At 68.7% G+C, this 24,786-nt stretch carries 17 protein-coding genes and 1 tRNA gene; 8 read left to right on the plus strand and 10 right to left on the minus strand.

The features are described from left to right. Positions 1–1,968: TPM domain-containing protein (locus ACTHL9_RS18300; RefSeq protein WP_440520693.1), on the plus strand; the 1,968-nt coding region annotated here is incomplete at its 5' end. A 74-nt stretch (positions 1,969–2,042) separates the two neighbouring features. Then, complete coding sequence (locus ACTHL9_RS18305) at positions 2,043–2,843, plus strand: PspA/IM30 family protein (RefSeq protein ID WP_440520694.1); 801 nt, start codon at positions 2,043–2,045, stop codon at positions 2,841–2,843. A gap of 77 nt (positions 2,844–2,920) precedes the next feature. Here ACTHL9_RS18305 and ACTHL9_RS18310 read toward each other — a convergent pair. From ACTHL9_RS18310 to ACTHL9_RS18320, 3 genes are all read right to left on the minus strand, one after another. Continuing rightward, a tRNA-Met gene (locus ACTHL9_RS18310) sits at positions 2,921–2,997 on the minus strand. Between the two features lie 63 nt (positions 2,998–3,060). Then, the gene (locus tag ACTHL9_RS18315; protein ID WP_440520695.1) at positions 3,061–6,069 is read right to left on the minus strand and encodes a UPF0182 family membrane protein; all 3,009 of its coding nucleotides are present in this window, start codon (positions 6,067–6,069) and stop codon (positions 3,061–3,063) included. A gap of 173 nt (positions 6,070–6,242) precedes the next feature. Next, a complete protein-coding gene (locus ACTHL9_RS18320) occupies positions 6,243–7,358 on the minus strand; it encodes a YlbL family protein (RefSeq protein ID WP_440520696.1) in 1,116 nt (371 codons plus the stop codon). Between the two features lie 199 nt (positions 7,359–7,557). On the opposite strand from ACTHL9_RS18320, the gene ACTHL9_RS18325 reads away from it, so the two are divergent. After that, positions 7,558–9,000, plus strand: coding sequence for a zinc-dependent metalloprotease (locus tag ACTHL9_RS18325; RefSeq protein WP_440520697.1), 1,443 nt, complete (start codon positions 7,558–7,560; stop codon positions 8,998–9,000). Here the strand turns inward: ACTHL9_RS18325 and ACTHL9_RS18330 are convergent. From ACTHL9_RS18330 to nudC, 4 genes are read right to left on the minus strand one after another with little or no spacing between them, the layout of a single operon-like run. Continuing rightward, the gene (locus ACTHL9_RS18330; RefSeq protein ID WP_138414026.1) at positions 8,997–9,197 is read right to left on the minus strand and encodes a choline/carnitine O-acyltransferase; all 201 of its coding nucleotides are present in this window, start codon (positions 9,195–9,197) and stop codon (positions 8,997–8,999) included. The genes ACTHL9_RS18325 and ACTHL9_RS18330 overlap by 4 nt on opposite strands. A gap of 11 nt (positions 9,198–9,208) precedes the next feature. After that, the gene (locus ACTHL9_RS18335) at positions 9,209–9,721 is read right to left on the minus strand and encodes a M48 metallopeptidase family protein (RefSeq protein WP_440520698.1); all 513 of its coding nucleotides are present in this window, start codon (positions 9,719–9,721) and stop codon (positions 9,209–9,211) included. Between the two features lie 22 nt (positions 9,722–9,743). Then, complete coding sequence (locus tag ACTHL9_RS18340) at positions 9,744–11,855, minus strand: ATP-dependent DNA helicase UvrD2 (protein WP_440520699.1); 2,112 nt, start codon at positions 11,853–11,855, stop codon at positions 9,744–9,746. Next, positions 11,852–12,904: an NAD(+) diphosphatase gene (gene nudC, locus ACTHL9_RS18345; protein WP_440520700.1), complete on the minus strand. Its 1,053-nt coding sequence runs from the start codon at positions 12,902–12,904 to the stop codon at positions 11,852–11,854. The genes ACTHL9_RS18340 and nudC overlap by 4 nt, the downstream gene beginning before the upstream one ends. Before the next feature lie 127 nt (positions 12,905–13,031). On the opposite strand from nudC, the gene ACTHL9_RS18350 reads away from it, so the two are divergent. Further along, positions 13,032–14,111 carry a phosphotransferase gene (locus ACTHL9_RS18350; RefSeq protein WP_440520701.1) on the plus strand — a complete coding sequence of 360 codons (1,080 nt, stop codon included), beginning with the start codon at positions 13,032–13,034 and terminating at the stop codon, positions 14,109–14,111. A 3-nt stretch (positions 14,112–14,114) separates the two neighbouring features. On the opposite strand, the gene ACTHL9_RS18355 is transcribed toward ACTHL9_RS18350, so the two are convergent. Genes ACTHL9_RS18355 through ACTHL9_RS18365 form a run of 3 tightly spaced genes read right to left on the minus strand, consistent with a single transcriptional unit; the run spans position 14,115 to position 21,102 of the window. Next, complete coding sequence (locus ACTHL9_RS18355; RefSeq protein ID WP_440520702.1) at positions 14,115–17,513, minus strand: UvrD-helicase domain-containing protein; 3,399 nt, start codon at positions 17,511–17,513, stop codon at positions 14,115–14,117. Then, a complete protein-coding gene (locus tag ACTHL9_RS18360) occupies positions 17,510–20,671 on the minus strand; it encodes an ATP-dependent helicase (RefSeq protein WP_440520703.1) in 3,162 nt (1,053 codons plus the stop codon). Before ACTHL9_RS18360 ends, ACTHL9_RS18355 begins: the two co-directional genes overlap by 4 nt. A gap of 20 nt (positions 20,672–20,691) precedes the next feature. Next, entirely contained in the window at positions 20,692–21,102 is a 411-nt protein-coding gene (locus ACTHL9_RS18365; protein WP_440520704.1) for an MGMT family protein, read from the minus strand. Positions 21,103–21,170: 68 nt separating this feature from the next. On the opposite strand from ACTHL9_RS18365, the gene ACTHL9_RS18370 reads away from it, so the two are divergent. The 4 genes from ACTHL9_RS18370 (at position 21,171) to ACTHL9_RS18385 (ending at position 24,676) form a co-directional block, all read left to right on the plus strand. Next, positions 21,171–21,878 carry a 3'-5' exonuclease gene (locus tag ACTHL9_RS18370; RefSeq protein WP_440520705.1) on the plus strand — a complete coding sequence of 236 codons (708 nt, stop codon included), beginning with the start codon at positions 21,171–21,173 and terminating at the stop codon, positions 21,876–21,878. A gap of 312 nt (positions 21,879–22,190) precedes the next feature. After that, positions 22,191–23,147, plus strand: coding sequence for an ABC transporter substrate-binding protein (locus ACTHL9_RS18375; RefSeq protein WP_440520706.1), 957 nt, complete (start codon positions 22,191–22,193; stop codon positions 23,145–23,147). Positions 23,148–23,165: 18 nt separating this feature from the next. After that, positions 23,166–23,942: an amino acid ABC transporter permease gene (locus ACTHL9_RS18380; protein WP_440520707.1), complete on the plus strand. Its 777-nt coding sequence runs from the start codon at positions 23,166–23,168 to the stop codon at positions 23,940–23,942. Then, positions 23,939–24,676: an amino acid ABC transporter ATP-binding protein gene (locus ACTHL9_RS18385; RefSeq protein WP_440520708.1), complete on the plus strand. Its 738-nt coding sequence runs from the start codon at positions 23,939–23,941 to the stop codon at positions 24,674–24,676. The genes ACTHL9_RS18380 and ACTHL9_RS18385 overlap by 4 nt, the downstream gene beginning before the upstream one ends. Positions 24,677–24,786 lie beyond the last annotated feature (110 nt).

Genomic DNA, 24,786 nt, shown 5'->3' on the forward strand with positions numbered 1-24,786 from the left:
CTTCCAGCCGCCTCCCCCGCGTGGGCCACGGACCCGGTCAGCATCCCCTCGGGCACCAACATCGTCGATCCCGGCAATGCCCTCGGCGGGCGCAAGGGGGACGTGCAGAAGGCTATTTCGGACCTGCTGTCGCAGCACAGGCAGAACCTGTACGTGGTCATCGTCGATTCGTTCACTAACCCCAGCACAGCCTCCCAGTGGGCGTCTGCCGTCGCGGCCAAGAAGAACATGGGTCCATCGGATGTCCTGCTGACGATTGCCACGTCGGACGGACAGTTCTACCTGGGCACGAAGTCGGGGAATGACAAGGTCTACCCCAAGATCAGCGACATCTCGAAGAACTCCATCACCCCCAACCTCGCAGGCGGCAAGAAGGACTATGCACAGGCGGCGGTGGATACCGCACAAGCCGTTGGCGATGCAGCCGGGGGTGGGGACGCCACTCCCCTGCTCGTCGGGGCCGGAGTGGTGGTGGTCGCCGGAGCCGCCGGCGCCTACGCGATCTCGCGTCGCCGGAAGAATCGGATGCTCGAGCCGGCCGGGAACGAGAACGCAGACCCGCTTGCGGGGCTGACCGTCGACGAACTGCGCCGACAGGCTGGGGCGCTTCTGGTGCGGGCCGACGATTCGATCAAGTCGAGCGAACAGGAGCTCGGGTTCGCCGAGGCGTCCTATGGCACCGATGCGGTCGGCAACTTCACCAAGGCGCTGCAGGACGCGAAGGCGCATCTGAGCGAGTCCTTCAAGCTGCAGCAGCAGCTCGATGACCACATTCCGGACACCGAGCAGCAGCAGCGCGCCTGGCTCGCCGAGATCATCCACCGCTCGGAGGCGGCAATCCAGTCCCTCGCGGATCAGAAGGCGGACTTCGATGCCCTCCGCGAGCTCGAGCGCAACGCCCCCGCCGCGCTCGACAACATCGCTTCCGGCGTGGCACAGGCCTCGGCACGCCTCGCCAGCGCCGAGCAGACGCTCATCACACTCCGCGCCAACTACGCCGAATCGGCCGTGGCCCATGTCTCGGACAACATCGCCCAGGCCAAGGACCGCCTCGCCTTCGTCGACTCCGCCTCCGAGCAGGCCCGCGATCAGCTCTCCGCGAACGACACCGGCCTCGCGGCTGTATCGGTCCGCGCCGCCGAGGAGGCGCTCCACCAGAGCACCGTGCTGCTCGACGCCATCGACAAGGCCTCCACGGCTCTGGGTACCGCCCGGACCAGCCTCGACGGCGCACTGGCCGACACCGAGTCGGACCTCGCCCAGGCGAAAGCGATGACGCAGGGCGGGCAGCATTCCGAACTCACCGGCCCGATCGCCGCCGTCGAATCCGTTCTCGCTCAGGCCAAGCAGGAGCTGGCAGGCCCCAAGATCGATCCCGTGTCCCTTCTGGGACGCGTCGAAAAGGCGCATCAGCAGCTCGATGAGGTGCTGACCGGCGTCCGCGACAAGGAACAGCAGGCCCAGCGCGCCGCAGCCTCCCTCCAGCAGGCCATTCGAACGGCGCAGGACACGATCGGCGCCACAAGCGACTACATCGAGGCACGCCGCGGCGGCGTCGGCACAGAAGCCCGGACCCGTCTCGCCGAAGCGCAGCGCAATCTCGACTACGCCCTCAGCATCGCCACGAGCGATCCGTCCTCGGCTCTCGCCTACGCACAACAGGCGACCTCTCTCGCCCAGCAGGCAGCCCAGATTGCCCAGCAGGACGTCGACCAGTTCGCCGGCTTCGGCATGGGCGGCGGCGGCAGGAACTACGGCGGCGGGATCGGGGGCGCCATCCTCGGCGGGATCCTCATCGACAGCATCCTCCATGGCGGCCATCACCAAGGCGATACGTGGGGTGGCGGCGGCTTCGGAGGCGGTTGGGGTGGCGACGGCGGTGGCTGGGGCGGCGACGGCGGAGGCTTCGGCGGCGGCGACGGCGGGGGCGACGGCGGGGGCTTCGGGGGTGACGGCGGAAGCTTCTGACCCCTCAGGACCAGAACGAACAAAGGACCATGAGCCACGGCGCCCAGGCCGGGCCAGAGAAGGAGGCACACCCCATGACCAAGCAGTCGATCTTCGGGCGCATCGCCCAGCTGGCGAAGGCGAACATCAACGCGATCCTCGACCAGGCCGAGGACCCGCAGAAGATGCTGGACCAGATGGTCCGTGATTACAGCAACAACATCTCAGAGGCCGAGTCTGCGATCGCCCAGACGATCGGCAATCTCCGCATGCTTCAAGACGACCACGCGGAGGACGTGCGGGCGGCCCAGGACTGGGGCAACAAGGCGCTGGCTGCGTCCCGCAAAGCCGATGAGTTCCGCGCCGCCGGAAACGCCGCCGATGCCCAGAAGTTCGACAACCTCGCGAAGGTCGCGATTCAGCGCCAGATGTCCGCCGAAAACGAGGCCAGGACAGCCGAACCGACGATCGCTGCTCAGAGCGAGGTCGTCGAGCGGCTCAAGTCCGGGCTCGAGCAGATGAAGGGCAAGCTCAACCAGCTCACCACCAAGCGGAACGAGCTCGTAGCCAGGAGCCGCACTGCCGCCGCCCAGACTCAGGTTAACGATGCGCTGAAGAGCATCGACATCATGGACCCCACCAGCGAGGTGGGCCGCTTCGAGGAAAAGGTCCGTCGCGAGGAAGCACGTGTCCGGGGCCAGCAGGAGCTTGCCGCGAGCAGCCTGGACGCACAGTTCAACCAGCTTGAGGATCTCGGGGAGCAGACGGAAGTCGAGGCCCGCCTCGCCGCACTCAAGCAGGGCACCCCTCCCGCGGCGCTCTCGGCAGGCAAAGGCGGCGCAACCGAGGCATCCGACGCGCCCGTCGTCGACGAAGCCGACTTCGACAAGCTCTGAGCCGAGGCTCTGACGTCAGAACAGAAGGCCCCCGGTCCGAGGACCGGGGGCCTTCTGCGATGTTCACCGACATCATCTGGTTGCGGGGACAGGATTTGAACCTGCGACCTCTGGGTTATGAGCCCAGCGAGCTACCGAACTGCTCCACCCCGCGGCGCACCGACTACGTTACCAACCGGTGAACCTTCGGCCAAATCGAGACGTGTCCGAGCCGGTGTCAGCGGCTCGCTGTCGGGGACGGCGTGGCCCCCGCACTCGGCGAGGGGCTCGCTGAACCCGTCGAGGAGCCGGTGCCCTCGGCCGCCTGAAGCTTCGCCTCTGCATCGAGCGCGCGCTGGACCGCGTCGGAGAGCCGCTGCTGTGCCGCCCCGTAGTCCGAGAAATTGCCCGCCTGCAGCGCACTCTGGCTATCCGTGAGCGCCTTCCTCGCGTCTTGGAGCGCCTGATTCAGTTGGGCATTCGCGTCATTGGCGGCCGTGGACCCGGTAGGTTGGCTCGGCTGGCTCGGCTGCGTCCCCGTATTGCCGGCGTCCCCGGCAGACGCACCCGCGTTCCCGCCGAACAGGCTCTTCAGCGCCTCGTCGAGGGTTGGCGCAAAGCCGACCTTGTCGCCGAACGCCACGAGCACGCGTTGGAGCGTGGGGTACGAGGTCGAGCCGGTCGACTGGACGTAGACGGGTTCGACGTACAGGAGGCCGCCGCCAACGGGAAGCGTCAGGAGGTTGCCGTTCTGGACCTTCGACGCGCCCTGTCTCAGGAGGTTCAGCGCCGTCGACACGCTGGGGTCGGAGTCGAAGCGAGACTGGACCTGTCCGGGACCGGGGACGTTCGTGTCGGTGGGCAGCCGCAGCAGGCGCAGCTTGCCGTACTCAGACCCCTTCACGCCGGCCTTGTTCCCCGCATCCGAGTCCGCCGCCAGGAAGCCGTACATGACGTCCCGGGACTTCCCCGCCTCAACGGTCTGCGGGATGAAGCTCGAGGTGAGCTGGAAGGCCGGAGTCTTCTGATCCGGCATCTGCAGCGACATGTAGTACGGAGGCTGCTTGCCGCCGCCCTGACCTGGGGTCGGATCGTTCGGGACGCTCCAGACGTCGTCGTTCTGGTAGAAGCTCGCCGGGTCGGTGACGTGGTACCGGGTCAGGAGCTCGCGCTGGACCTTGAAGAGGTCCTCCGGGTAGCGCACGTGGCTCATCAGCGAACCGCTCATCTGGCTCAGGGGCTTGACGGTCGCGGGGAAGACCTTCTCCCAAGTCTTGAGGATGGGATCCTGATCGTCCCACGCGTAGAGCGAGACCGAGCCGTCGAACGCGTCCACCGTCGCCTTGACGGAGTTGCGGATGTAGTTGACCGTGGAGGGCGGAAGGGCCGTGTTGCGGCCGGAGGCCGTCTGCGAGTCCGCGGTGATCTGCTGGAGCTGCTGCTGCTGCGAGTACGGGAAGTACTGGCTCGTCGTGTAGCCGTCGACGATCCACTTGACCCGGCCGTCGACGATCGCGGGGTACACCGTGCCGTCCAAGGTCAGGTAGGGCGCGACCTTCTGGACGCGCTGCCGGGGGTCCCGGTCGTAGAGGATCTGTGACTTGTCGTTGACACCGTCGGAGAACAGCAGGTCGGTGCTCTGGAACTTCACGGCGTAGACGAGGCGGTTGAACCAATTGCCCACATTCGGGCCTCCGTTGCCGTTGTACGTGTAGAGCGTGTCCCCCGAGTTGCCCTGGGGCTTGTCCTGCTCGCGGGGCTGCGAACCGCCCGGCGCGCCCACGACGGAGTAGTCGGGCGAGTATTGGCCGAAGTAGATGCGCGGCTGGTAGGTGTCCTCCGAGCCGAGAACCCCCGTGGACGGAATCCCGGACTGGAGGAACGCGGGCTTGCCGTCCGAGGTCGTCTTGTTCCCGTAGGCGGCGACCACGCCGTAGCCGTGCGTGTAGACGATGTGGGTGTTGTACCAGGACTGCTGGTTCGGGCTCAGGCCGCCCAGATTGAGCTCGCGCACGGCGATCACAGTGTCCTGGGTCCCGCCGTTCACCGCGTAGCGGTCGACGTTGAGGGTCGGCGAGAACTGGTAGTACGGGCGGTACTGCTCAAGCTGCTGGAAGGTGGACGAGACGAGCGTCGGGTCGAGGAGCCTGATGTTGGCCGTCGTCTGGGCATCTGGGGAGAGTGCGCCGGGCGCCGCGTTGGTCGTCGCGTTGTAGGGGCTGACCTCCACTTTGTCGAGACCGTAGGCCTGGCGGGTCAGGTTGATGTTGCGGTCGATGTACGGACCCTCGAGGGTCTTCTCGGAGGGGGTCACCTGGAACTGCTGGATCACCCACGGATAGATGCCGCCGGCGAAGATCCCGGTGATCACCAGCATGGCCGTGCCGATGAGCGGCAGGCGCCACCGCCCAATGACCGCCGCCACGATGAACAGAACGGCCACGATCGCCGCGGCGATGGCGAGGATCGCCTTCGTGGGGATGACCGCGTTGACGTCCGTGTACATGGCCCCCGACCACCGGGTGCCGCTGTTCTGGAGCGTGCCGTACCGGTCGAGCCAGAAGTTCAGGGCGATGAGGATGAGGAGGAGCCCGCCGCTCACGGCGAGATGCAGTTGAGCCGCCCGCGATGTGTACAGCCCGCGCTCGCTGATCCGGATGGAGCCATAGAGGTAGTGCGTCAGGAGTCCGGCGATGCCGGCGATGACCACCACGCTGAGGAGGAACCCGATGAGCATGCCAAGGAACGGCAGAGTGAACAGGTAGAAGCTCATGTCGAGCCCGAACTGCGGGTCGGTTTCGCCGAACGGCACCTGGTTGAAGAACAGGGCGACCTTCTGCCACTGGCTTCCCGCGGCGGCGCCGGCAAAGAGGCCGAAGACGATGGGCACGCCGGCCATGACAACCCGTCGCACCGGCTCGAGCTGCGCCTGGTAGCGGCTGAGCGTGTCCTGCGGGCCGCCGTCGGGCGCGTAGACGGGCCGTGCGCGGTAGGCGAGCTTGATCGCCGCGTAGACGCCGATGCCCATACCGAGTGCGCCGACCAAGAACACAAGTCCCCGGGCGAGGTTCTGGGTCAGGAACACCTGGATGAAGCCGAGCTGCTGGTACCAGAGCACATCGGACCAGATCTGCGTGAAGAACACGAAGCCGACCACGAGGACGACGGCGATGATAATCGTCGGGATGAGAGGGCCCCGCCTCTTCCTCAGCGGTCGCGGGCTGGTGCCTTCAGGACGGGCTGTCACGTTCTCCCCTTCATCGAATTCATCGAGTCGGCGGCTTCATCGGGTGGTGCGTGATAAGCAGCAGGCACTGGGCGCGCTCTGCTTCCCGCCTAAGTCAAGCACGGACCGGACGGGTACGGAGTTCCCCGTCATCGCGCGGATCGGGGTAACGATTCGGCGTCGGTCGCAGGGCTTCACTTGGTGCATTGCGGCAACGTCCCGGGGTCGGTCCCCTGCGCGTAGGCCTCGACGGCGTGGCGCGCCGTGTCGAGGGTGTCGACCCGGACGACGGAGAGGCCGTCCGGGATGTGCCCGACCACCTCGCCGCAGTTCCCCGCGGGCGCGAGGAACAGGGTCGCGCCATGGCCTTTCGCGCCTTCCATCTTCTGCACGATGCCCCCGATCGCCCCCACCGTTCCGTCGGGCTCGATCGTCCCGGTTCCAGCGATCTGCCGTCCCTGCGTCAGGTCTCCCGGGGTCAGCTTGTCGACGATCCCGAGGGCGAACATCATCCCCGCGCTCGGGCCGCCCACGGCGTCGAGGGCGAAGTCGACAGTGAACGGGAACGTGAAGGCGTACGTCACAGTGAAGCCGAGGAGATAGCGCCCCTGGCCGGCGTCCTTCGGCGTGATCTCGACCGTCTGGTCGACGCCATTTCGCTGGAAGCCCACAGCGAGCGGCTTGCCCTGGGAGCCCGCCACAAGCTTCTGGACGGTAGCGAGCGAATCGGCCTTCTGGCCCGCGACGGTCAGGATCGTGTCTCCGGGCTGGAGCTTGCCCTCCGACGCCGAACCGGAGATGAGCGAGGCGATCTTCACCTGCTGCCCGAACGGGATCGAGAGGCTCTTGAGGGCTGCGGCGACTGCGTTGTCCTGCGAGCTCTGCATCTCCGCCGTGTTCTCCTGGCTGACAGTCTGCTTCGTGGTGCCCTTGGGGTACAGGGCGTCCACCGGCATGATCGACAACGACGGATCAAGGGCCGATCGGATCAGGCCGAGGAGGTTCACGGTCGAATTGGGGCCGCCCTCGATGTAGACCGTCGTGAGGTCGAGCGCTCCCTTCGCCGCATAGGTCTCGCGGCCCTTGATGCTGATGACGTCCTTGCCGTTGTCCGTGCCGAGAGTGTTGTAGACCGGGCCGGGAATCTCGACGACATAGGGAACCGGCACTGCCCACACGATGCCCGCGAGCAGCAGCGTCGCGACGCCGGACACCGCGGCGACCAGACCGCGTCGATGCCGCGGGCTCACAAGCCGCCGGCCGCCGTCGTCCGCTGGAATCCCGACGGTCGGGGGGACGCTGCTGCTCACGCGGCGCCTTTCCGCGGCACGGGTCCGCTTGTTCTCAATGGATCGTTTGTTCTCGCCACCAGAGTAGTGTGCGTAGCTGGGGGGAAGCTCCCGGCGCGCTCGGCTGTGCCCAGAGCGAAAGGCGCTCCGGCGCGAAGACACGCGTGGCCGCACGCGGTACCGTGAGGATGACTGTTCCCTCCCAGTGATCGGCGGCATCATGACCACTCCGGACAAGCCACACGGCAACGGCGAGGAGCCCCAGGACCCCTTGGCCGAGCTCTTTGCGAAGCTCATGGGCGGAGAGGGCCTCGAAGGGGTCGACCCAGCAGAGATTGCCAAGGCCGCAGGCCTTCCCGAGGATCCCGCGCTGCTCCAGCAGATGTTCCAGCAGGTCCAGTCGATGATGATGTCCTCTGCCGGGGATGGCCCCGTGAACTGGCAGCTCGCACACGACCATGCTCGCCGCACTGCGGCCTCCACCTCGGACCCTTCCGTGTCCGCGACCCAGAACCGTGAGGTCGACGAAGCCCTGCGCCTCGCCGAGCTCTGGCTCGACAACGTGACCGACTTCCCCTCGACGGGCCTCATCGGCCGCGGCTGGTCGCGCGCAGAGTGGATCGAGGCGACGATGGCCACGTGGCGGCGGCTCACGGAGCCGGTTGCCAACAGCGTCTCCACGGCACTTTCCACCGCGATCAGCGAGCAGCTGCCCGAGGAGATGAAGGGCATGCTGGGCGGCGCGACCTCCATGCTGCAGAACATGGGCGGGGCGATCTTCGGCATGCAGCTCGGGGCAGCGATCGGTGCGCTGTCCGGCGAAGTCGTGAGCGCCTCCGACATCGGGGTTCCCCTCGTTGACCTCGAGATGGCGCTCCTGCCAGCCAACGTCGTGAAGTTCGGCGAGGGCCTCGGGCTGCCCGAAGGTGACGTGCGGCTCTACCTTGCGGTGCGCGAGGCCGCGCACGCGCGCCTGTTCATGCACGTCCCCTGGCTCCGCGCGCACCTCCTCGGAACGATCGAGGATTACGCCCGCGGCATCCACATCGACATCTCGAAGATCGAAGAGGTCGCGCGGGACGTGGATCCCCGCAATCCCGAGTCGCTCCAAGAGGCCCTGCAGGGAGGCGTCTTCACTCCGGAGCGGACTCCGCAGCAGGACGCGGCGCTCAGCAAGCTCGAGACGGCGCTGGCGCTCGTCGAGGGCTGGGTCGACGAGCTGACCGCCGCGGCCACGGATGGGGTACTTCCCTCCGCGCCGGCCCTGCGCGAGGCGGTGCGGCGCCGTCGTGCCACGGGTGGCCCCGCCGAGCATGCCTTCGCATCGCTGGTCGGCCTTGAGCTCCGGCCGCGCCGCCTTCGCGACGCGGCGCAGCTCTGGGCCTCCCTCACCGCGGAGCGCGGCGCCGATGGCCGCGACGCCATCTGGCGGCACCCCGACCTGTTGCCGAACGCCGAGGACCTCGACGATCCGACCGGCTTCAGCGCCCGGCGGTCCGCGGCCGAAGCACAGGAGAACGAGGTGGACGCCGCCCTCGCCAAGCTCCTGGCAGGCGGCTTCGACGCGCCGGCCGAGGGCGGCCCCAACGAAGCCGGCGGCGAGCCTCCGCAGGAGGGCGAGCAGGATCCGGACGACGACGGCGGGAAGCCGAGCGCCAGTTAGTCGACGTCCTCCACCACTTCGCCGAAGGGGATGCTGTCGTCGATGAGCGCCTGCAGCGTGTGCGGCTCATTCAGAACGACGCGAACGCCGTGCTCGGCCTCCGCTGCGGACTGCTGGAGAACCGGCCGGACCGTTTCGATGAAATCTCTGGTCCGGCCCTCGAGGTACTTGCGGTAGCTGGCTGGGAGCTCGCTCATGGCCCCAGATTCTAGGCGGGAGGCCCTTCGGGCGTAAGTCCTCGTGAGGCCGCGAAGGAAACACCGGCCAGGAAGGCCTTCGCCTCGGCCGTGCGGGGGTAGCGATCGACGAGCGCCCAGAACCTCGGCGTGTGCCCGTTCACGAGCAGGTGGGCCAGTTCGTGGACGAGCACGTAGTCCACGACCCATTGGGGCATTCCCTGGAGCTGGTGGGAGAGCCTGATGCTCCGCTCCCCCGGCGTGCAGGAACCCCACCTCGTGGACTGGTTCGTCACCCAGCGGACGCTGGATGGCTCCGCCGTCCCATCGAGGTATTCGCGCGAGAGCTCGGCTGCGCGAGCGGCCAGGTCGGCGTCGCTTCGGGGGCCCCTGCGCCGAGCATCGTCCCGCTGGAGCCGCTCCACCATTCGGCCGACCCAGTGCTCCTCCTGCGCCTTGGTGAAGCGCGCGGGGATGGCGACGACGGCGGTCCCGCCCTCCCAGAACGCGCTGACCGTCTTGCGGCGACGCGCCGAGCGTCTCACCTCAACCGGAGGCGGTGTCCCCTCACTCGCCACGGAGGAGCTCCAGGACCGCCTCGCCGTAGCGCTCGAGCTTGGCCTTTCCGACGCCCGCAACGTTGGCCAACTCGGCGAGGCTCGCTGGCTTCGCCTCTGCGATGGCGGTCAGAGTCGCGTCCGTGAAGATGACGAAGGCAGGCACATCAGCGGCCCTGGCCTGCTCGAGGCGCCAGCCGCGCAGCGACTCGAACGTCGCCTCATCGTAGGACGGCGGGCAGTCGGTACAGCGCCCCACCTTCCGCTCCGCCCCGGACTCCAGGACCGAGCCGCACACCCGGCAGACGGCCGGGCCTCGGTACTCGCGCCGCCGGCGAGATCCCGAGCCGCCCTCAATTCCCGCCGTCGTCCGCACACTCCCCGGCCGCAGCCCGTCAAGGAAGCGCGACGGGCGCCGGTGGGCGCGACCGCCCGGAGTTCGGGAAAGCGACCACGACAGATGCAGGAACTGCCGCGCGCGGGTGATCCCCACGTAGAAGAGGCGGCGCTCTTCGTCGACGGTTACCGGGGTGTCGGCGAACGAGATCGGCACGAGCCCTTCGCTGAGACCCACCAGGAACACTGCGTCCCACTCAAGGCCCTTCGCCGCGTGGAGCGAGGCGAGGGTGACGCCCTGAACAGATGGCGCGTGCTGGGCCGAGGCGCGCTCGTGGAGCTCGAGCACGAATTCGGGCATGCCGAACTCCTCCCCCCGGGCGGCTGAGAGCTCGTCGGCGAGCGAGACGAGGGCGGACAGCGATTCCCAGCGCTCACGCGTCGCGCCGCTGCCCGACGGCGGCTCGTCGGCATAGCCCAGCGACGAGAGCACGTCGCGTACGGCCTGTCCCAGCGGCACTCCGACGGGCTGGCTGCGCGCCGCGGTGCGCAGCTGTGCGACGGCGTCCCGGACCTCGCGCCGATTGAAGAACCGTTCCCCGCCTCGCAGCTGGTACCCGATCCCTGCCGAGGCGAGAGCCTGTTCGAACGCCTCGGACTGGCCGTTCGTCCTGAACAGCACCGCGATGTCCTTGGGCTGGGTCCCGGCCGCCACCAGCTGGCCGATGCGCCTAGCGACCGCCGCCGCCTCGGCCTCGTCGTCGCTGCATTCGGTGAATTCCGGTTCGGGGCCGACCGGCTGCTGCGCGATGAGCTGGAGCGGCTGGGCCCAGAGGCGGTCTGCGCCCGCGCCCCCGCTGCGCCGCGCCGCAAGCAGCCTGTTGGCGAGGTCCACGACCTGAGGGGTCGAACGATAGTCGCGCACGAGCTTCACCATCTTCGCGTTCGGGAAGCGCTGCCCGAACTCGAGGAGGTGGGCCGACGTCGCGCCGGTGAACGAGTAGATGGTCTGGCTCGCGTCGCCCACAACGCACAGCTCCTCGCGTCCGCCGAGCCAGAGCTCGAGGAGCCGCTGCTGGAGCGGCGAGACGTCCTGATACTCATCGACCACGAAGTGCCGGTACTGTTCGCGGACCTCTGCGGCGACCTTCGGGTCCTCCTGCAGGATCCCGACCGTAATGAGCAGGACGTCCTCGAAGTCGATGAGGTTCCTGTCCAGCTTGACGTCCTCGTAGGCTTGGAACAGCCGCGCTACGTTGGCCGGCTGGAGCCCGCCCGGCTCTCCCCGCCCCTTCGCCGTCTCAAGGTACGTCGAGGGGGTGATCATGGACACCTTGGCCCATTCGAGTTCCGAGGCAAGATCTCGGATCGCCGCCCGATCCAGCGTGATGCGATGGCGGCGGGCCGCCTCCGCGATCGCCTGGGCTTTGTGCTCGAGGAGACCGGGGAGCTGCCCTCCCACGGCCTGCGGCCAGAAGTACTGCAGCTGGCGCAGGGCCGCAGCATGGAAGGTGCGGGTCTGCACGCCGCCAGCTCCGAGATCCCGGAGACGGCTGCGCATCTCGGCCGCCGCGCGGGCGGTGAACGTGACGGCGAGTAGGCGCTGAGGCTGGTACACGCCGGAATGCACGCCGTACGCGATGCGGTGCGTGATCGCCCGAGTCTTGCCGGTTCCGGCCCCCGCAAGGACGCACAGGGGCCCCTGAAGGGTGGTGGCGACCTCCCGCTGCTCCTCGTCGAGTCCGCTGAGCAGGCGCTCCTCCAGCGACAGCGTCTCCGCGGTCATGAGGAAGCCCGCGCGACGGAGGGCTCGTCGATGGGGCCTCCGTTCCAGTGCTCGATCAGGGCACGGGAAATGGAGGCCCGCGTCGGGAGCGTGATCTCCCCGGACGCGACGACGGCACGAAGCTCGTCCCTGTCGAACCACCGGGCCAAGACAACCTCTTCGCCGTCCACGCGCGCCTCGGTGTCCTCGGTCCGAGCCGTGAAGCCCAGCATGAGGGACGCCGGGAAGGGCCACGGCTGGGAACCGAGATACTGGCACTCCGTCACGCGGACGCCGACCTCCTCGGCGATCTCGCGCACCACCGCCTGCTCGAGCGACTCGCCGGGTTCAACGAAGCCCGCCAAGGTGGAGAACATGGTGGAGCGCATGCGTGCCCCCCGTCCCAGCAGGATGCGGTCGTCCGGGCCGACGACGGTGACGATGATCGCAGGGTCCGTCCGCGGGAAATGCTCCGAACCGTCCTCCGGACAGACGCGGACCCATCCGCTCACGGTGACGCTGGTGAGCGCGCCGCAGCGAGGGCAGCGCGGATGGGACTCGTGCCAGTTCGTGATCGCGTTGGCCTCGAGGACCACTCCGGCCTCGAACGGATGCATCGAGGCGCCGACCTCCCGGAAGCCGGACCAGTGGACGGTGGAGGGCAGAAGCCCTGCTCCGGCAGAGGCGGGCTCGGACATGACTCCGGCGACCGGTTCGACGGGCTCCGGCAACACCACGAGGACGACGTCGGCGCCCACCTGGTAGGCCCCAGGTGCCCCTTCCGGGACCCTGCCGAGATAGACGACGAGGTGCTCGAGCCACTCCAACGGAAGCGCCGATGACGGAAGCACCACGAGCCCCTCCCCCTCCATGGCGGTGCGCCGCTGCGCCATCAGCACCGCCAGCGTGCCCGGTGCGCGGAGAACTGAATCGAGGAACGCTGGATCGGCACGGTCCCCGCTCCTGCGGTCCAGCGCGGAGGCCTGGACGGGAAGCAGCGTCGGCGAAAGGGCCCCAGCCACGGGAGCGACGGATGAAGCAGAGCTCAACGGGGTGGGGCGAGACGTCATAGTCCTACCGTACTGACCCTCGCCGACAGCCGCACACGCGGTACGCGGGGCTGTGGACGACGTCCTGTGCGGGGACACGCCGCAATGCGCCACGATACGCCCGGTCCGGCGGGCTACCGTGGACAGGGTGAGACGTACCCCCATGGAGCTGGCTGCCCTCGCGACCGCTGCAGTGCCCGGTCTCGAGCCCGTGGCGGTCGGACCCTCGCCCGACGATGCCACAGATTTCGATTCGGCCCTCATCCAGGGCGCCGACCGTCGTCGCTGGCGCGTCCGCTCCCCGCGAGGCACCGAGGCGAGCGCGCGGCTTGAGACCGAAATGCTGGTTCTGCGGGCCTTCGGCCCCGCGGTCCGCGCGGAACTCCCCTTCCAGATGCCGGCCGTGGCCGGGACCGTGAGCCTCGGCGACCTCACGACGTGCGTCTATACCCATCTTGCCGGCACGGTCTGGGAACTCTCCGAGCTCGCGCAAGGAGGGCCGCGGCTCGTGAAGGACATCGGCACCGCGCTTGCCGCCATCCACGCCCTCCCGCATTCGCTCGTGGATGGCGCTGATCTCCCCGCCTACACCGCAAACCAATTCCGCCAGCGCCGGCTCAACGAGCTCGATCAGGCCGCCACGACCGGGCAGATCCCGCCGGTGCTGCTGCGCCGCTGGGAGAACGCGCTCGAGGACGTGAGCCTGTGGCGCTTCAACCCGACCGTGGTCCACGGTGACCTGCATGAGGACAACCTGCTGGTCGACGACGGGCGCGTCAGCGCGGTCATCGGGTGGACCGATCTGAGGGTCGGCGATCCTGCCGACGACCTCGCCTGGCTCGTGGCATCGAACGAACCCCAGTTTGTCGACGCCGTCGTCGCCGCCTACCACGAGGCCCGGCACGAACCGGTGGACCCGCACCTCCTGCGCCGTGCGTCGCTCGCCGCCGAGTTCGCGCTCGCGCAGTACCTCGTGAAGGCACTCACGCTCGGCGACGCCGATGCCACTCGAGACGGCCAGGAGATGCTCCGACAGCTTGCAGCCGACATCGAGGAGCAGGAGGCGGCCGAGGCCCCGGCCGAGGGCTCCGACCCCGAGCAACCCGAACTGGCCGAAGACGCTTCCGACGCCCCAGTCGGCCCGACCGTCAGCGCGCCCGCCACGGATGCGATTCCCCTGGTCGAGGGCCCTGGTCCCGGGATCCGGAGCGCTGCCGGCCGCGACTGAGGACTATCCGAGCGCGCGGCTGATGATCCCTTCAAGCTCGGCCTCCCCCGCGAGCCGGTCAGGGCGCACAACCCGCCCGTCCCCGAGATAGAGGAACGCGGCGGTGACCTGGTCCAGCGGCACGCCGTGCAGCCGCGACCAGGCGAGCCGGTAGACGGCGAGCTGGACTGAGCGGGCGGCTGCGTCCCGACCGCTGGGGGCTCGGCCGGTCTTCCAGTCCACCAGCTCCCACGTCCCGTCGGCGTTGCGGAAGACGGCGTCAACGCGCCCGCGCACGACGACCGGACCAACCCGGGTCTCGATGGGGACTTCGACGAACGCTGGGCTCCGGTGCGCCCATTCGGAGGCTTTGAAGGCGTCCACGAAGGACTGCAGGTCGTAGGCCTGGTCCACGAACTCGTCGGCATGGTCAAGGCCCTCGAGCTCGAGCATCGCGCTCTGCGCAAAGTACTCCTCGACCCACGCATGGAAGGCCGTTCCGCGGCGCGCGGCCATGCCGGGGCGTCGAGGGACGGGACGCCGGAGCTGGCGGACCACTGCCCCGGCATCCTCGCCCAGCGCGACGAGCGCGGACGCGGACAGATGCTCTGGGAGACGGACTCCCTCGCCGTCGTCGGCCTTCGCGTGATCCGCGAGCAGCAGCTGTTCCTCACGCAGCCAAGACCGCACCCTCGTTGATGGGTCCGCGACCTGATCAGCCGGATGGCCATGGAGCGCAGCGAGAACCGCGGCGGCCGAACGCTCGAGTGCCTCCCGCCGCCCTGGGGCAAGACGGCGCCGCTGTCCGGTCGCCGGATCGAGCGGGCCCTCGAGCGGATCGTAAGGCCACAACGCCGTCTCGGGTTCCGCGGTCAGGGGGTTCTCGTGTGGCAGCTCGGCGTCGTCGATCCACGAGAGGACCTCGAATCCGTGTTCCTCCGCCGCGTCCCGCAACTCGGACAGGAACACGGACGGGGCTGCCGGCTTGGCGCGACTCGCCGACCACGCGGAGCCCGTGACCACCAGCAGGCTCTTGGCACGGGTCAAGGCAACATAGGCGAGGCGGCGCTCCTCCCGTTCAGAGTGCTCCGTCGCGTCCTCGGCGAAGGCCTTCTCCGCGTCGACACATCCCTTAAGGTCAGCGTGGTCCGCGTCCCACTGGGGAAGCTCCCTCCTGTCGCCACGCAGAGGCCACGGGAGCGCCTCGTGCCCGCTCGTCCACCGGTCGTTGCCTCCGCTGGGGAAGGCCCCGTGGTTCAGACCGGCCACCACGACGGCGTCCCACTCAAGCCCCTTCGAGGCGTGCACTGTCAGCAGCTGGATGGCTCCTGGGGTCGGCTCGCTCGGCGCCATGTCCAGCCCCGATTCCTCCTGCGCCGCGGCCTCGAGCCATGCGAGGAAGGCCAGCAGTTCTGAGGAGGTCGACTGCGCGAGGAACGAGGCTGCCGCCTCCTGGAAGGCATCGAGGTTGCGACGCGCCTGGTGGAGTGACACTCCCGGACGGGCCGCGAGTTCGATGTCGAGGAGCAGCGAGCGCTCGACGTGGGCGATGAGGGCGCCGAGGTCGTCGGAGCTGAGCATCCGAAGGGTCCTCAGCTCGTCTCGGAGACGGCCCAAGCGGTGCATCCCCTCTTCGCTGATGGACCGCCCTGCCCCGGACACCCAGTCCGGTCGAGGAAGTCGATCGAGCGCTTCGACGAGACTGGCGGCCTCCGCGAGGTCGCCCTCGACGAGCACCTCCTCCGCGGTTCCCGGGGCGTCGAGATCCTGCTCGCCAGGCCGCGCGGCGCGCGCCCGCCTCGCCGCCAGATGGCGCGACCAATCCGCGAGCGCCATCAGATCTGCCGGGCCAATGCGCCAGCGGGCGCCGGTCATGAGGCGCATGAGGGCGTCGGAACGTCCCGGATCCGCGATGACGCGGAGCGTGCTGACAACGTCGATCACCTCAGGCGTGTCCAGCAGGCCACCCAGCCCCGCGACCTCGTAGGGCATGCGCCGACGGTCGAACTCACGCTGAATGGGCGCGAACTGGGCTCGCTTCCGGCACAGGACGGCCATGGTGGGAGCGTTCGGGCCGTGGCCACGCGACCACGCCTGAAGCTCGTCGGCCACGGCTGACGCCTCCTCGAGCTCATCCCGGAACCTACCGAGGCGGACCGTCCCCTGCCCGGCGAACGGGCTCGGCTCGAGCGTACGGACTTCCGCGCGTGCCGCCGTCGGCGCATACGGGGCGGGGCGGCGCAGGGGGCCAGCGACGACGTTGGCCGTGGCGAGGACGGACACACTGTTGCGCCAAGCGGTGGTGAGATGGCTCACCGCCGCTCGACCCCGCGTGCCGTCGGGGAGGAGCTCGGAGAAGGTTTCGGGGAAGGAAGCCAGCTGGCCCGCCGAGGCGCCCCGGAAGCCGTAGATCGACTGGTTGGGGTCGCCCACCGCCATGACCGCATGGCCGTGGCCGAACAGCTGCGAGAACAGGACGGTCTGCGCGTGGGACGTGTCCTGGAACTCGTCGAGGAGGACGGTCCTGTACTGCGCTCTGAGGAGCCGACCGGTTTCCGGCACGTCCCGGGCGATCCGCGCGGCGAGGGCGACGAGATCCCCGTAGTCCAGCGCGCCACGGCGTCGCTTCGCCTCGCCGAAGCGCACCACCAGACGAGCGACGGCGGCGCGGGACCGCAGCGTCGACAGCAGCTTCGCTGCAGCGGCGGCCGGCGCGCGACCCCCGGTGAGGACAGGCGGCAGGCAGGAAAGCCGGTCAGCCTCATCGCTCAGCCATGCCCGGACCTGCTCGGGATCGGCCAGATGCTCGGCGCACTCGGAGGCGAAGGCCATCACGGCCCCGACGAGCGTGCTCTTTGCCGGAAAGCCCTCCCAGATCTCGCCGTCGTACGCCTCCACGACCGTCGAGGCGAGCTGCCACGACTGGGCTGCCCCCAAGAGCACGGCATCTCTTTCCACGCCGATGCGCAGGCCATGGTCCTGGACGATGCCGTTGGCGAACGAGTGGTAGGTGGAGACGGTCGGATCCAGGGCCTCCTGGTCCAGGACGCCGGGCGCCATCGTGAGTCCTCGCTGTCTGGCTGCCCGAGCGAGTGTGGCCAGCTGCGCGCGGATTCGAGCCGACAGTTCGCCGGCGGCCTTCCGAGTGAACGTCACGCCGAGGATCTCGTCCGGGCGTACCCAGCCATTGGCCACGAGCCAGACGACGCGGTCAGCCATGGTCGCTGTCTTGCCGGAACCGGCGCCCGCGACGACGAGCCTCGGCGTGAGCGGGGACGAGATGATCTCGGACTGCTGAGGGGTCGGCCGGTGCTGGCCGAGCAGCGCGGCGAGTTCTTCGGGCGTGAATCGCGGCGCGGGAAGCCCGGATTCGGGAGGGCCGTCGATGCCCTCGGCCAGCTCGGCGTCGAGACCGATCGTCACTCCGTCACCTGCTTTCCCCGGGAGCAGAGTGGGCAGATCTCTGGCAGCCGGCAGCCACCGGCGAAGCTGTTGGCGGCGTCATGGCGTGCAGCGAACACCTCTCCTGACATCGTCTCCGCAGCCTTCTCGACCAGCTCGACCGCCCACTGCGGAGCCTCGAGCGCGGGCTGCTGCTGGACGGAGACGTTCTTCGCGGAGTCTCCAAGCTGGACGAGCTCCGCGCCGCCGGGCCGGCTCTCGGTTGCCTGGTCGCCGAAGGCTCCCGCCGCGACAGCCACCTGATAGGCGGCGAGCTGGGCGTGGCGCGGGACGTCCGCCGACTTCGGCTTGTTCTTGCCGGTCTTGAGGTCGACGACGACGAGTCGGCCGTCGTCGTCGACCTCGAGTCGGTCAACCTGCCCTCTGATCACGGTGCGCTGGGCGATGTCCGAGGACCCCACGGCTGCGAGGGGGGCCTCGAAATCCGCTTCGACGGCAAGCAGCTTGCGCCCGCTCGTCCGCACGTACGCGGAGAGCTTGGTGAGCATGGCCCGGGCCCGTTCGTAGTCACGCTGCGCTTCCCAGGAGTCGCCTTGGCCGAGGCTCGGCCACCTCCGTTCGAGCTCGGCGAGATACTCCGCGGCGGTTCCGAGCGGGAGCTCCTGGGCGATGGAGTGGACCAGAGTTCCGAGGCTGCGCGCAAAATCTGTGGCCGGTTCGCCGCCCGCCGCGGCAACGAACCAGTCCAGGGGATTCTTTGTGGCCGTCTCCACCTTGGACGGGGAAACGAAGACGGTCTGTCCGTCGGGAACCACGGGACCCGCTCCCGTCATCGCCGCGAGGCCATACCAGTCTTCGGGATGGGCACCGGGGGCTCCTCCGCGGGCCAGGCGCGCAAGAAGGTCGACGGCGTGCAGGGCGTCCCGCCCGCCCTCCTCCGCCGCGTGGCGCAGCTCGGCGACGAGCGAGCGCGGGCCGAGCGCTCGGGGCACCTCCGTGAAGGGGCGCAGGGACTGGCCCTCGGGCAGGGGATCAACGAGATCGAGGAACGGCGAGGGCACCTCGTCCTCTGAGCGAACGCCCGTGCAGACCAGTCGTTCCGAGGCCCGTGAGATGGCGGCGGAGAACATCCGCAGCTCGTCGTAGCGGATGTCGCGCAGTCGGCTCCGGGGTGTCACGAGCATCGCGTCAACCGGCCCCAGCTCGAGGCAGTCCGTGAACATCGTGCTCCCGAGGAGTGCGCCCCGCAGCCGGTTGTTGGGCCAGACCCCATCCTGAAGACCAGCGACGAACAGGAGCTGCCACTCCCGCCCCGCCGCGCTTGCCGGCGTGAGGAGCTCGACGGCGTCGTCCGCCTGAGCGCGGGGCGCCAAGGTATCCATGGGGATTTCCTGCTCGACGAGGTAGTCCAGGAACTGCGCCGGCGAGGCGCCGGGCAATCGGTCCACGTAGCGCTCGGCGGTATGGAAGAGGGCCATCAGGGCATCGAGGTCCCGATCTGCCCGCAGTCCGAGCTGGCCTCCCTCGACCGCGAGCCTGTACCACCGCTCGGACAGCCCAGCAGCCTCCCAGAGGGCCCAGAGGACGGTCTCGGCAGTGGCTCCAGGCTCCGCGGCGGCCTTCCGGCCCTGCTCGAGCATTCGCCCGACCCGCCGAGCCGCTTGACCTTCGACGCCCAGCGCCGTCAGGACGCCGGGCGCCTCGAGCGCTTCGACAAGCAGCGCATCGCTCGCACGGCCGCCTCCGTTGACCAGTTCGAGCTGCCGCAGCGCTTGGCGCAGCCGCCGGAGCTCGAGCGCCGATGCCCCGCCGATGCGGGACGAGAGCAGTTCGACTGCGGCCTCCGGTGTGAGTTCTTCAGGGTCGAGCGCGATGCGGTAAGCCGTCAGGAGCGGCCGCACGGCCGCCTCGTCGCGCACCGCGGTCTCGGCGACGGGCACCTTCACGGGGATCCCCTGGGCGGCGAGGAATCTCTGGACCTGCGCCAGCTTGGTGCCCGAGCGGACCATGATCGCCATGTCCCCATAGCCGACGTCGCGGAGGAGGCGCGCGTCCTGAATCCGGTACGCGAGGTACCGGAGTTCATGCATGGGCGAGTGGAAGACGTGGGATTCGACAGAGCTCGCCGGCTCGAAGAGGGCAGCGTGTTCGAGCTGGCGCGCAGCCTGGCCCCCGGGCACCGCCGAGATGCGCGAAGCCACTGACTGCCACGCCGCCGCGATGTCCGGCGGCAGACGATGCGAGGTGCTGAGTCCCCTCTCGGCCACGTCTCCGAGGAGATCCCGAAGCCGCGGGACGAGGTCGGGACGGGCGCCGCGGAACCCCTGCACGACGACGTCGGGCGCCGCTGCGGCGATCACGTCCCGCCCGGCACCGATCACGGCGAGGGGCTCGAGCACCGCGGGGTTCGATTCCTGCACGTCGTCCACGACGATGAGCGCCAAGCGGGAACGCTCGGCCTCGAGGAGTTCCGGATCATCCAGCAGGATCTGCCGCGCCCCGGTGATGATGCCCGCAGGATCAAAGGCCTCCGGCATGCGGAGTTCGAGGACGTCCCGGTATTCCCGGTACAGCTCAGCCGCAGCTTCCCATTCGTCCCGTCCCGTTCGGCGTCCCAGCGCCGCAAGGTCCTGGGCCGTCGCACCGTATTCGGTCACGCGGTCGAAGATCTCCCGCACCTCATGACGGAAGCCTCGGGTGGCGAGCGCGCCGGTCAGGCTCGCCGGCCACTCAGGTCCGCGGCCCATGGACCGGTGGCCTTCGAGCAGTTCCTTCACGATCAGATCCTGCTCGGCGCCGGAGAGGAGGCGTGGAGCGCGGGGCAGCCACTCCAGCCGGCCTTCGGCCCGCGCGCGTCGAATGAGGTCGAACGCATAGGACTGCCACGTCCGAGCGGGCGGAGCGCTGAGGCTGCGGTTCAACCGCGCGGTGAAGGCGTCCCGCAGCCGGGCGGAGGCCGCACGGGAGGGAGCGAGGATCAGGACACGGGAAGGGTCTACCCCGTCCCGCTCCACCCGGGTGGCCGCCGCTTCCACGAGGATTCGGCTCTTGCCCGTCCCCGGAGCACCCCAGACCAGCACCGGCCCGCACCCTTGGCGAAGGTCGAGGATCGCCTGCTGGTCGGGCGACGGCGCCCAGCGGCCCGCCGAGGCGCGTTCCCGCGGGGGCAGGAGTCGCATCCCCTGGAGTCTTGAATCCGTCATGGCCGTAGCTCACCATCAGGGTCCGACATTCTTCCGCGCGGACCATGCACCCGCTCCCACAGGGCATCGGCGACGGCGTCGACGGCATCCAGCTCGGCATCGTCCGGTGACCACCGGGCGCGCTGCATGTCCACCCTCCAGGTTCCCGACCGCAGGTCGCCCCGCAGCGGAGTGCCTTCGTCGATGTACTTGGCCAGCGCGGCCTTCCCATGGCCTTCCGGCGCTCCACCGCCGGCCTTGATGACGCGCCACCAGGGCACTCCGCCGCCGTGCCGCGAGAGGACGGTGCCGACTTGGCGCGGGCCGCCCATGCCGAGCAGCTCGGACACGTCTCCATAGGCGAGCACGGTGCCCGGAGGGACGAGCTCGACGATGGCCAGCACCGCCTCCACAAACTCGTCCCGCATGGTTCCCAGCCTAGGGGCTCGGCGAGCCTCTCCCGGGAATGTCGGTGCCCGTCGATACCGTGTGGGTCATGACGTGGAAGACGAAGTCCAGGGCGGCGTTCGACCTTGAGACGACCGGACGCAATGCGCGGGCGGCAAGGATCGTCACGGCGAGCATCGTGGTGCTCGGCGCCGACGGCTCGGTGGAGGCCCATCACGAGTGGCTCGCCGATCCCGGCGTCGAGATCCCGGCAGAGGCCGCCCAAGTCCACGGAGTCACCACCGAGCGGGCACGCGCGGAAGGCAGGCCTGCCCGAGACGTGGTCTCGGAGGTGTCGAAGGTGCTTCAGCAGCTCTTCGATCAGAACATTCCGGTCGTCGCCTTCAACGCCTCGTACGACTTCACAGTCATGGCCGCCGAATGCGCACGCCACAGCCTGCCCCAGCTCACGCGCTTCCCCGTGCTCGACCCCTACGTCATCAACAAGCAGGTCGAGCGCTATCGCAAGGGAAAGAGGACGCTCGGGGCTCTGTGCGACGACTATGGGATCGTCCTCGACGAGGCTCACACTTCCGCAGCCGATGCCCTCGCCGCTGCCCAGCTGCTCGACGCGATGGTCGTCAAGTTCCCCGAGCTGGACAAGCCAGCAGAAGCGCTCCATCGCAGTCAGGTCGGCTGGTCACTCGAGCAGGCGGCAGACTTCCAGACCTACCTCAGGCGCACCAAGCCCGCCGCTGTCGTCGAAGGCGAATGGCCGGTTCTTGCCCCTGCGGACGCGACCCGAGGCGGTTTCTAGCGCCGGGATTCTGGTCCGCAACCGGGGCCTTTGTCCGGAATTTGAGACAGAACTCACAGTCTTATTTCGGCGAACTCCGCGGCCCATGGCCGAGCATTCATTCACGCTGAGTTGCGCAGAGCTTCGCTCAACTCGCCGACGAGAACATGATCCGAACATTGTTCGGCATCTCCCGGAGTGTTGCGGAATATGTTCTGAAAAAGAATGTTTCACAGCGCCCGCACATAATGGTATGCAGCCCAGTCGCGCCAGCCGCGCACCCCGCGGACTTCTCCGCGCGCCCTGCATTCACCACACGAAAGCGAAGGCTCCATGAAGCTCAAGTCCCCCAAGTGGCTTGTGACCGCCCCGGTCGCCGCCGTCGTCGCCCTCACGCTTGCAGCGTGCGGCGCGGGCGGTTCGACGTCGTCAGGCAGCCCGACCGATGCCCTCAAGGGTTCGGACCAGCAGTCCACCGACAAGTACACGACCGCGTCGGTGACTCCGCTCGACAAGATCGACAAGACCAAGCTGGGCCTCATCACGCCCGGCACGATCAAGGTCGGCACGCTCTCCGACGCGCCGCCGAACATCTACCTCGACAACAACACGGGCCAGTTCACGGGCTACGACAACGAGCTCCTCAAGGCCATGGGCGCGAAACTCGGCCTCAAGGTCGAGTTCGTGTCGACGAAGTTCCAGAGCCTCTTGGCCCAGGTGAAGACGAAGCAGTTCGACATGGGCTCGTCCTCGATCTCGACGACCGACGCGCGCCGCGAGACCGTGGGCTTCACGAACGGCTACGACTTCGGCTACATGGCGATCGTGACCAAGGACGGCGCCAAGGTGAAGTCCTTCGATGACCTCAAGCAGGGCGTCCGCATCGGCGTCGTCCAGGGCACGGTCCAGGACGACTTCGTGACGAACACGCTCAAGCTCGAGCCCGTCCGCTTCCCGGACTACAACACCGTGTACGCGAACGTGAAGAGCGGCCAGATCGACGCATGGGTTGCCCCGTCGCAGCAGGCCGAGGGCCAGGTCAAGCAGGGTGACGGCACGGTCATCGCACAGAAGAAGGTCAACACACAGAACTTCACGGCCTACGCGGTCGCGAAGGACAACCAGCCGCTCACCGACGCACTCAACTCGGCCCTTGACGCCGTGATCGCGGACGGCACGTGGGCCAAGCTCACTGCCCAGTGGTACCCGGACCGCCCGACGCTCAAGGAGCAGACTCCCGAGGGCTGGAAGCCGGGCAGCAAGGCCGTCCAGGTCACGGCTGCCAAGTAGTCGACAGATAGGCGCCACATGGATTACCTGAACAACCTCGGGTCGACCTTCTTCGACTGGAAGGTCATCGGCCAGGTGCTCCCGACCATGTTCGCGGTCGGGCTGCCGAACACGCTCGTGCTCGCGATCTCCTCGGGGCTCATCGGCACGGTGCTCGGAATGGTCCTCGCCCTGATGGGGATTTCGCGGAATCCTGTGGCGCGGTGGATCGCCCGGGGGTACACGGACGTGTTCCGTGGACTCCCGGCGATCCTCACGATCCTCGCGATCGGCCTCGGCTTCGGCCCGGCCGTTCGCGAGCTGACGGGCATCTCGAGTCCGTACCCGTTGGGGGTCGCGGCACTCTCGCTCATCTCCGCCGCCTACATCGGGGAGATCTTCCGCTCGGGCATCCAGAGCGTCGAGAAGGGCCAGCTCGAGGCCGCCCGGGCCCTCGGCTTCGGTTATGGCCCGTCGATGCGAAGCATCGTTGTTCCCCAGGGCGTGCGCCGCGTGCTCCCCGCGCTCGTGAACCAGTTCATCGCGCTCATCAAGGACTCGTCGCTCGTGTTCACGCTCGGGCTCTTGGCCTCGGAGCGGGAGCTCTTCCAGATCGGCCAGGACCAGGCCGCCCAGACAGGCAACCTCTCCGGGTACGTTGCCGCCGCAATCTTCTACCTCGCCATGACGATCCCGCTCACTCACCTCGTCAACTACATCGACGCGCGCCTGCGCACCGGCCGAGCCCAGAGCCGCGCCGAGAAGCAGGAGCCGGACGAGGCCGCCGCCGTCGTCGGGAAGGGAGCCCAGCTGTGAGCCAGTTCGCCTCCGGATCGCTCGAGGCGAAGGGGATCCACCTCGCCTTCGGGAGCAACAAGGTGCTCCGCGGGATCGACCTCAACGTCCCCGCCGGCACCACGGCCTCGGTCATCGGACCGTCCGGCTCGGGAAAGTCGACCCTCCTGCGCGTCATGAACCGGCTCATCGAGCCGGATCAGGGCGACATCCTTCTCGACGGCCGGTCCGTGCTCAAGGACAACCCGGACGAGCTGCGGCGCCGCATCGGCATGGTGTTCCAGCAGTTCAACCTCTTTCCGCACATGAGCGTCGGCGACAACGTCGCGTTCGCGCTGCGGAAGCTGCGCAAGCTGACCAAGGAGCACGCCCGCGAGCAAGCCCTCAAGCAGCTCGACCTCGTCGGGCTGAAGCACAAGGCCGGCGTCCGGCCCGCGACACTCTCCGGCGGCCAGCAGCAGCGCGTCGCGATCGCCCGCGCGCTCGCGATGGAACCCGAGGTCATGTTCTTCGACGAGGCGACCTCGGCCCTCGACCCCGAGCTTGTCAAGGGGGTGCTCGCGCTCATGGCCGACCTCGCGAAGGGCGGAATGACCATGGTCGTGGTGACCCACGAGATGGGGTTCTCGCGCACTGTCTCCGACGTCGTCTCGTTCATGGACGGGGGCGTGGTGGTCGAGAGCGGAGCGCCCGAGAAGGTCTTCGAAGCACCGCAGACCGAGCGCCTGCAGCGCTTCCTGAGCGACGTGCTCTGAGGCGCCCCACAGCAAAGGGCGACGGCGGCCCCCCGGTGGGTGCCGCCGTCCCCCGGTTCCCTCGCGCCCAGCAGGCGCCTCACAGCGGCAGCCCGCCGACTCCCTTCAAG

The sequence above is a fragment of the Sinomonas sp. genome (genome assembly GCF_051955515.1).
Taxonomy (GTDB): Bacteria; Actinomycetota; Actinomycetes; order Actinomycetales; family Micrococcaceae; genus Sinomonas.

Bases quoted from the DNA above. Each gene is read 5' to 3' on its own strand.
- ACTHL9_RS18305 (WP_440520694.1), top strand. From the start codon at position 2,043: ATGACCAAGCAGTCGATCTTCGGGCGCATCGCCCAGCTGGCGAAGGCG.
- ACTHL9_RS18325 (WP_440520697.1), top strand. From the start codon at position 7,558: ATGACCACTCCGGACAAGCCACACGGCAACGGCGAGGAGCCCCAGGAC.
- ACTHL9_RS18330 (WP_138414026.1), bottom strand. From the start codon at position 9,197: ATGAGCGAGCTCCCAGCCAGCTACCGCAAGTACCTCGAGGGCCGGACC.
- ACTHL9_RS18340 (WP_440520699.1), bottom strand. From the start codon at position 11,855: ATGACCGCGGAGACGCTGTCGCTGGAGGAGCGCCTGCTCAGCGGACTC.
- nudC (WP_440520700.1), bottom strand. From the start codon at position 12,904: ATGACGTCTCGCCCCACCCCGTTGAGCTCTGCTTCATCCGTCGCTCCC.
- ACTHL9_RS18360 (WP_440520703.1), bottom strand. From the start codon at position 20,671: ATGCGACTCCTGCCCCCGCGGGAACGCGCCTCGGCGGGCCGCTGGGCG.
- ACTHL9_RS18365 (WP_440520704.1), bottom strand. From the start codon at position 21,102: ATGCGGGACGAGTTTGTGGAGGCGGTGCTGGCCATCGTCGAGCTCGTC.
- ACTHL9_RS18370 (WP_440520705.1), top strand. From the start codon at position 21,171: ATGACGTGGAAGACGAAGTCCAGGGCGGCGTTCGACCTTGAGACGACC.
- ACTHL9_RS18375 (WP_440520706.1), top strand. From the start codon at position 22,191: ATGAAGCTCAAGTCCCCCAAGTGGCTTGTGACCGCCCCGGTCGCCGCC.
- ACTHL9_RS18380 (WP_440520707.1), top strand. From the start codon at position 23,166: ATGGATTACCTGAACAACCTCGGGTCGACCTTCTTCGACTGGAAGGTC.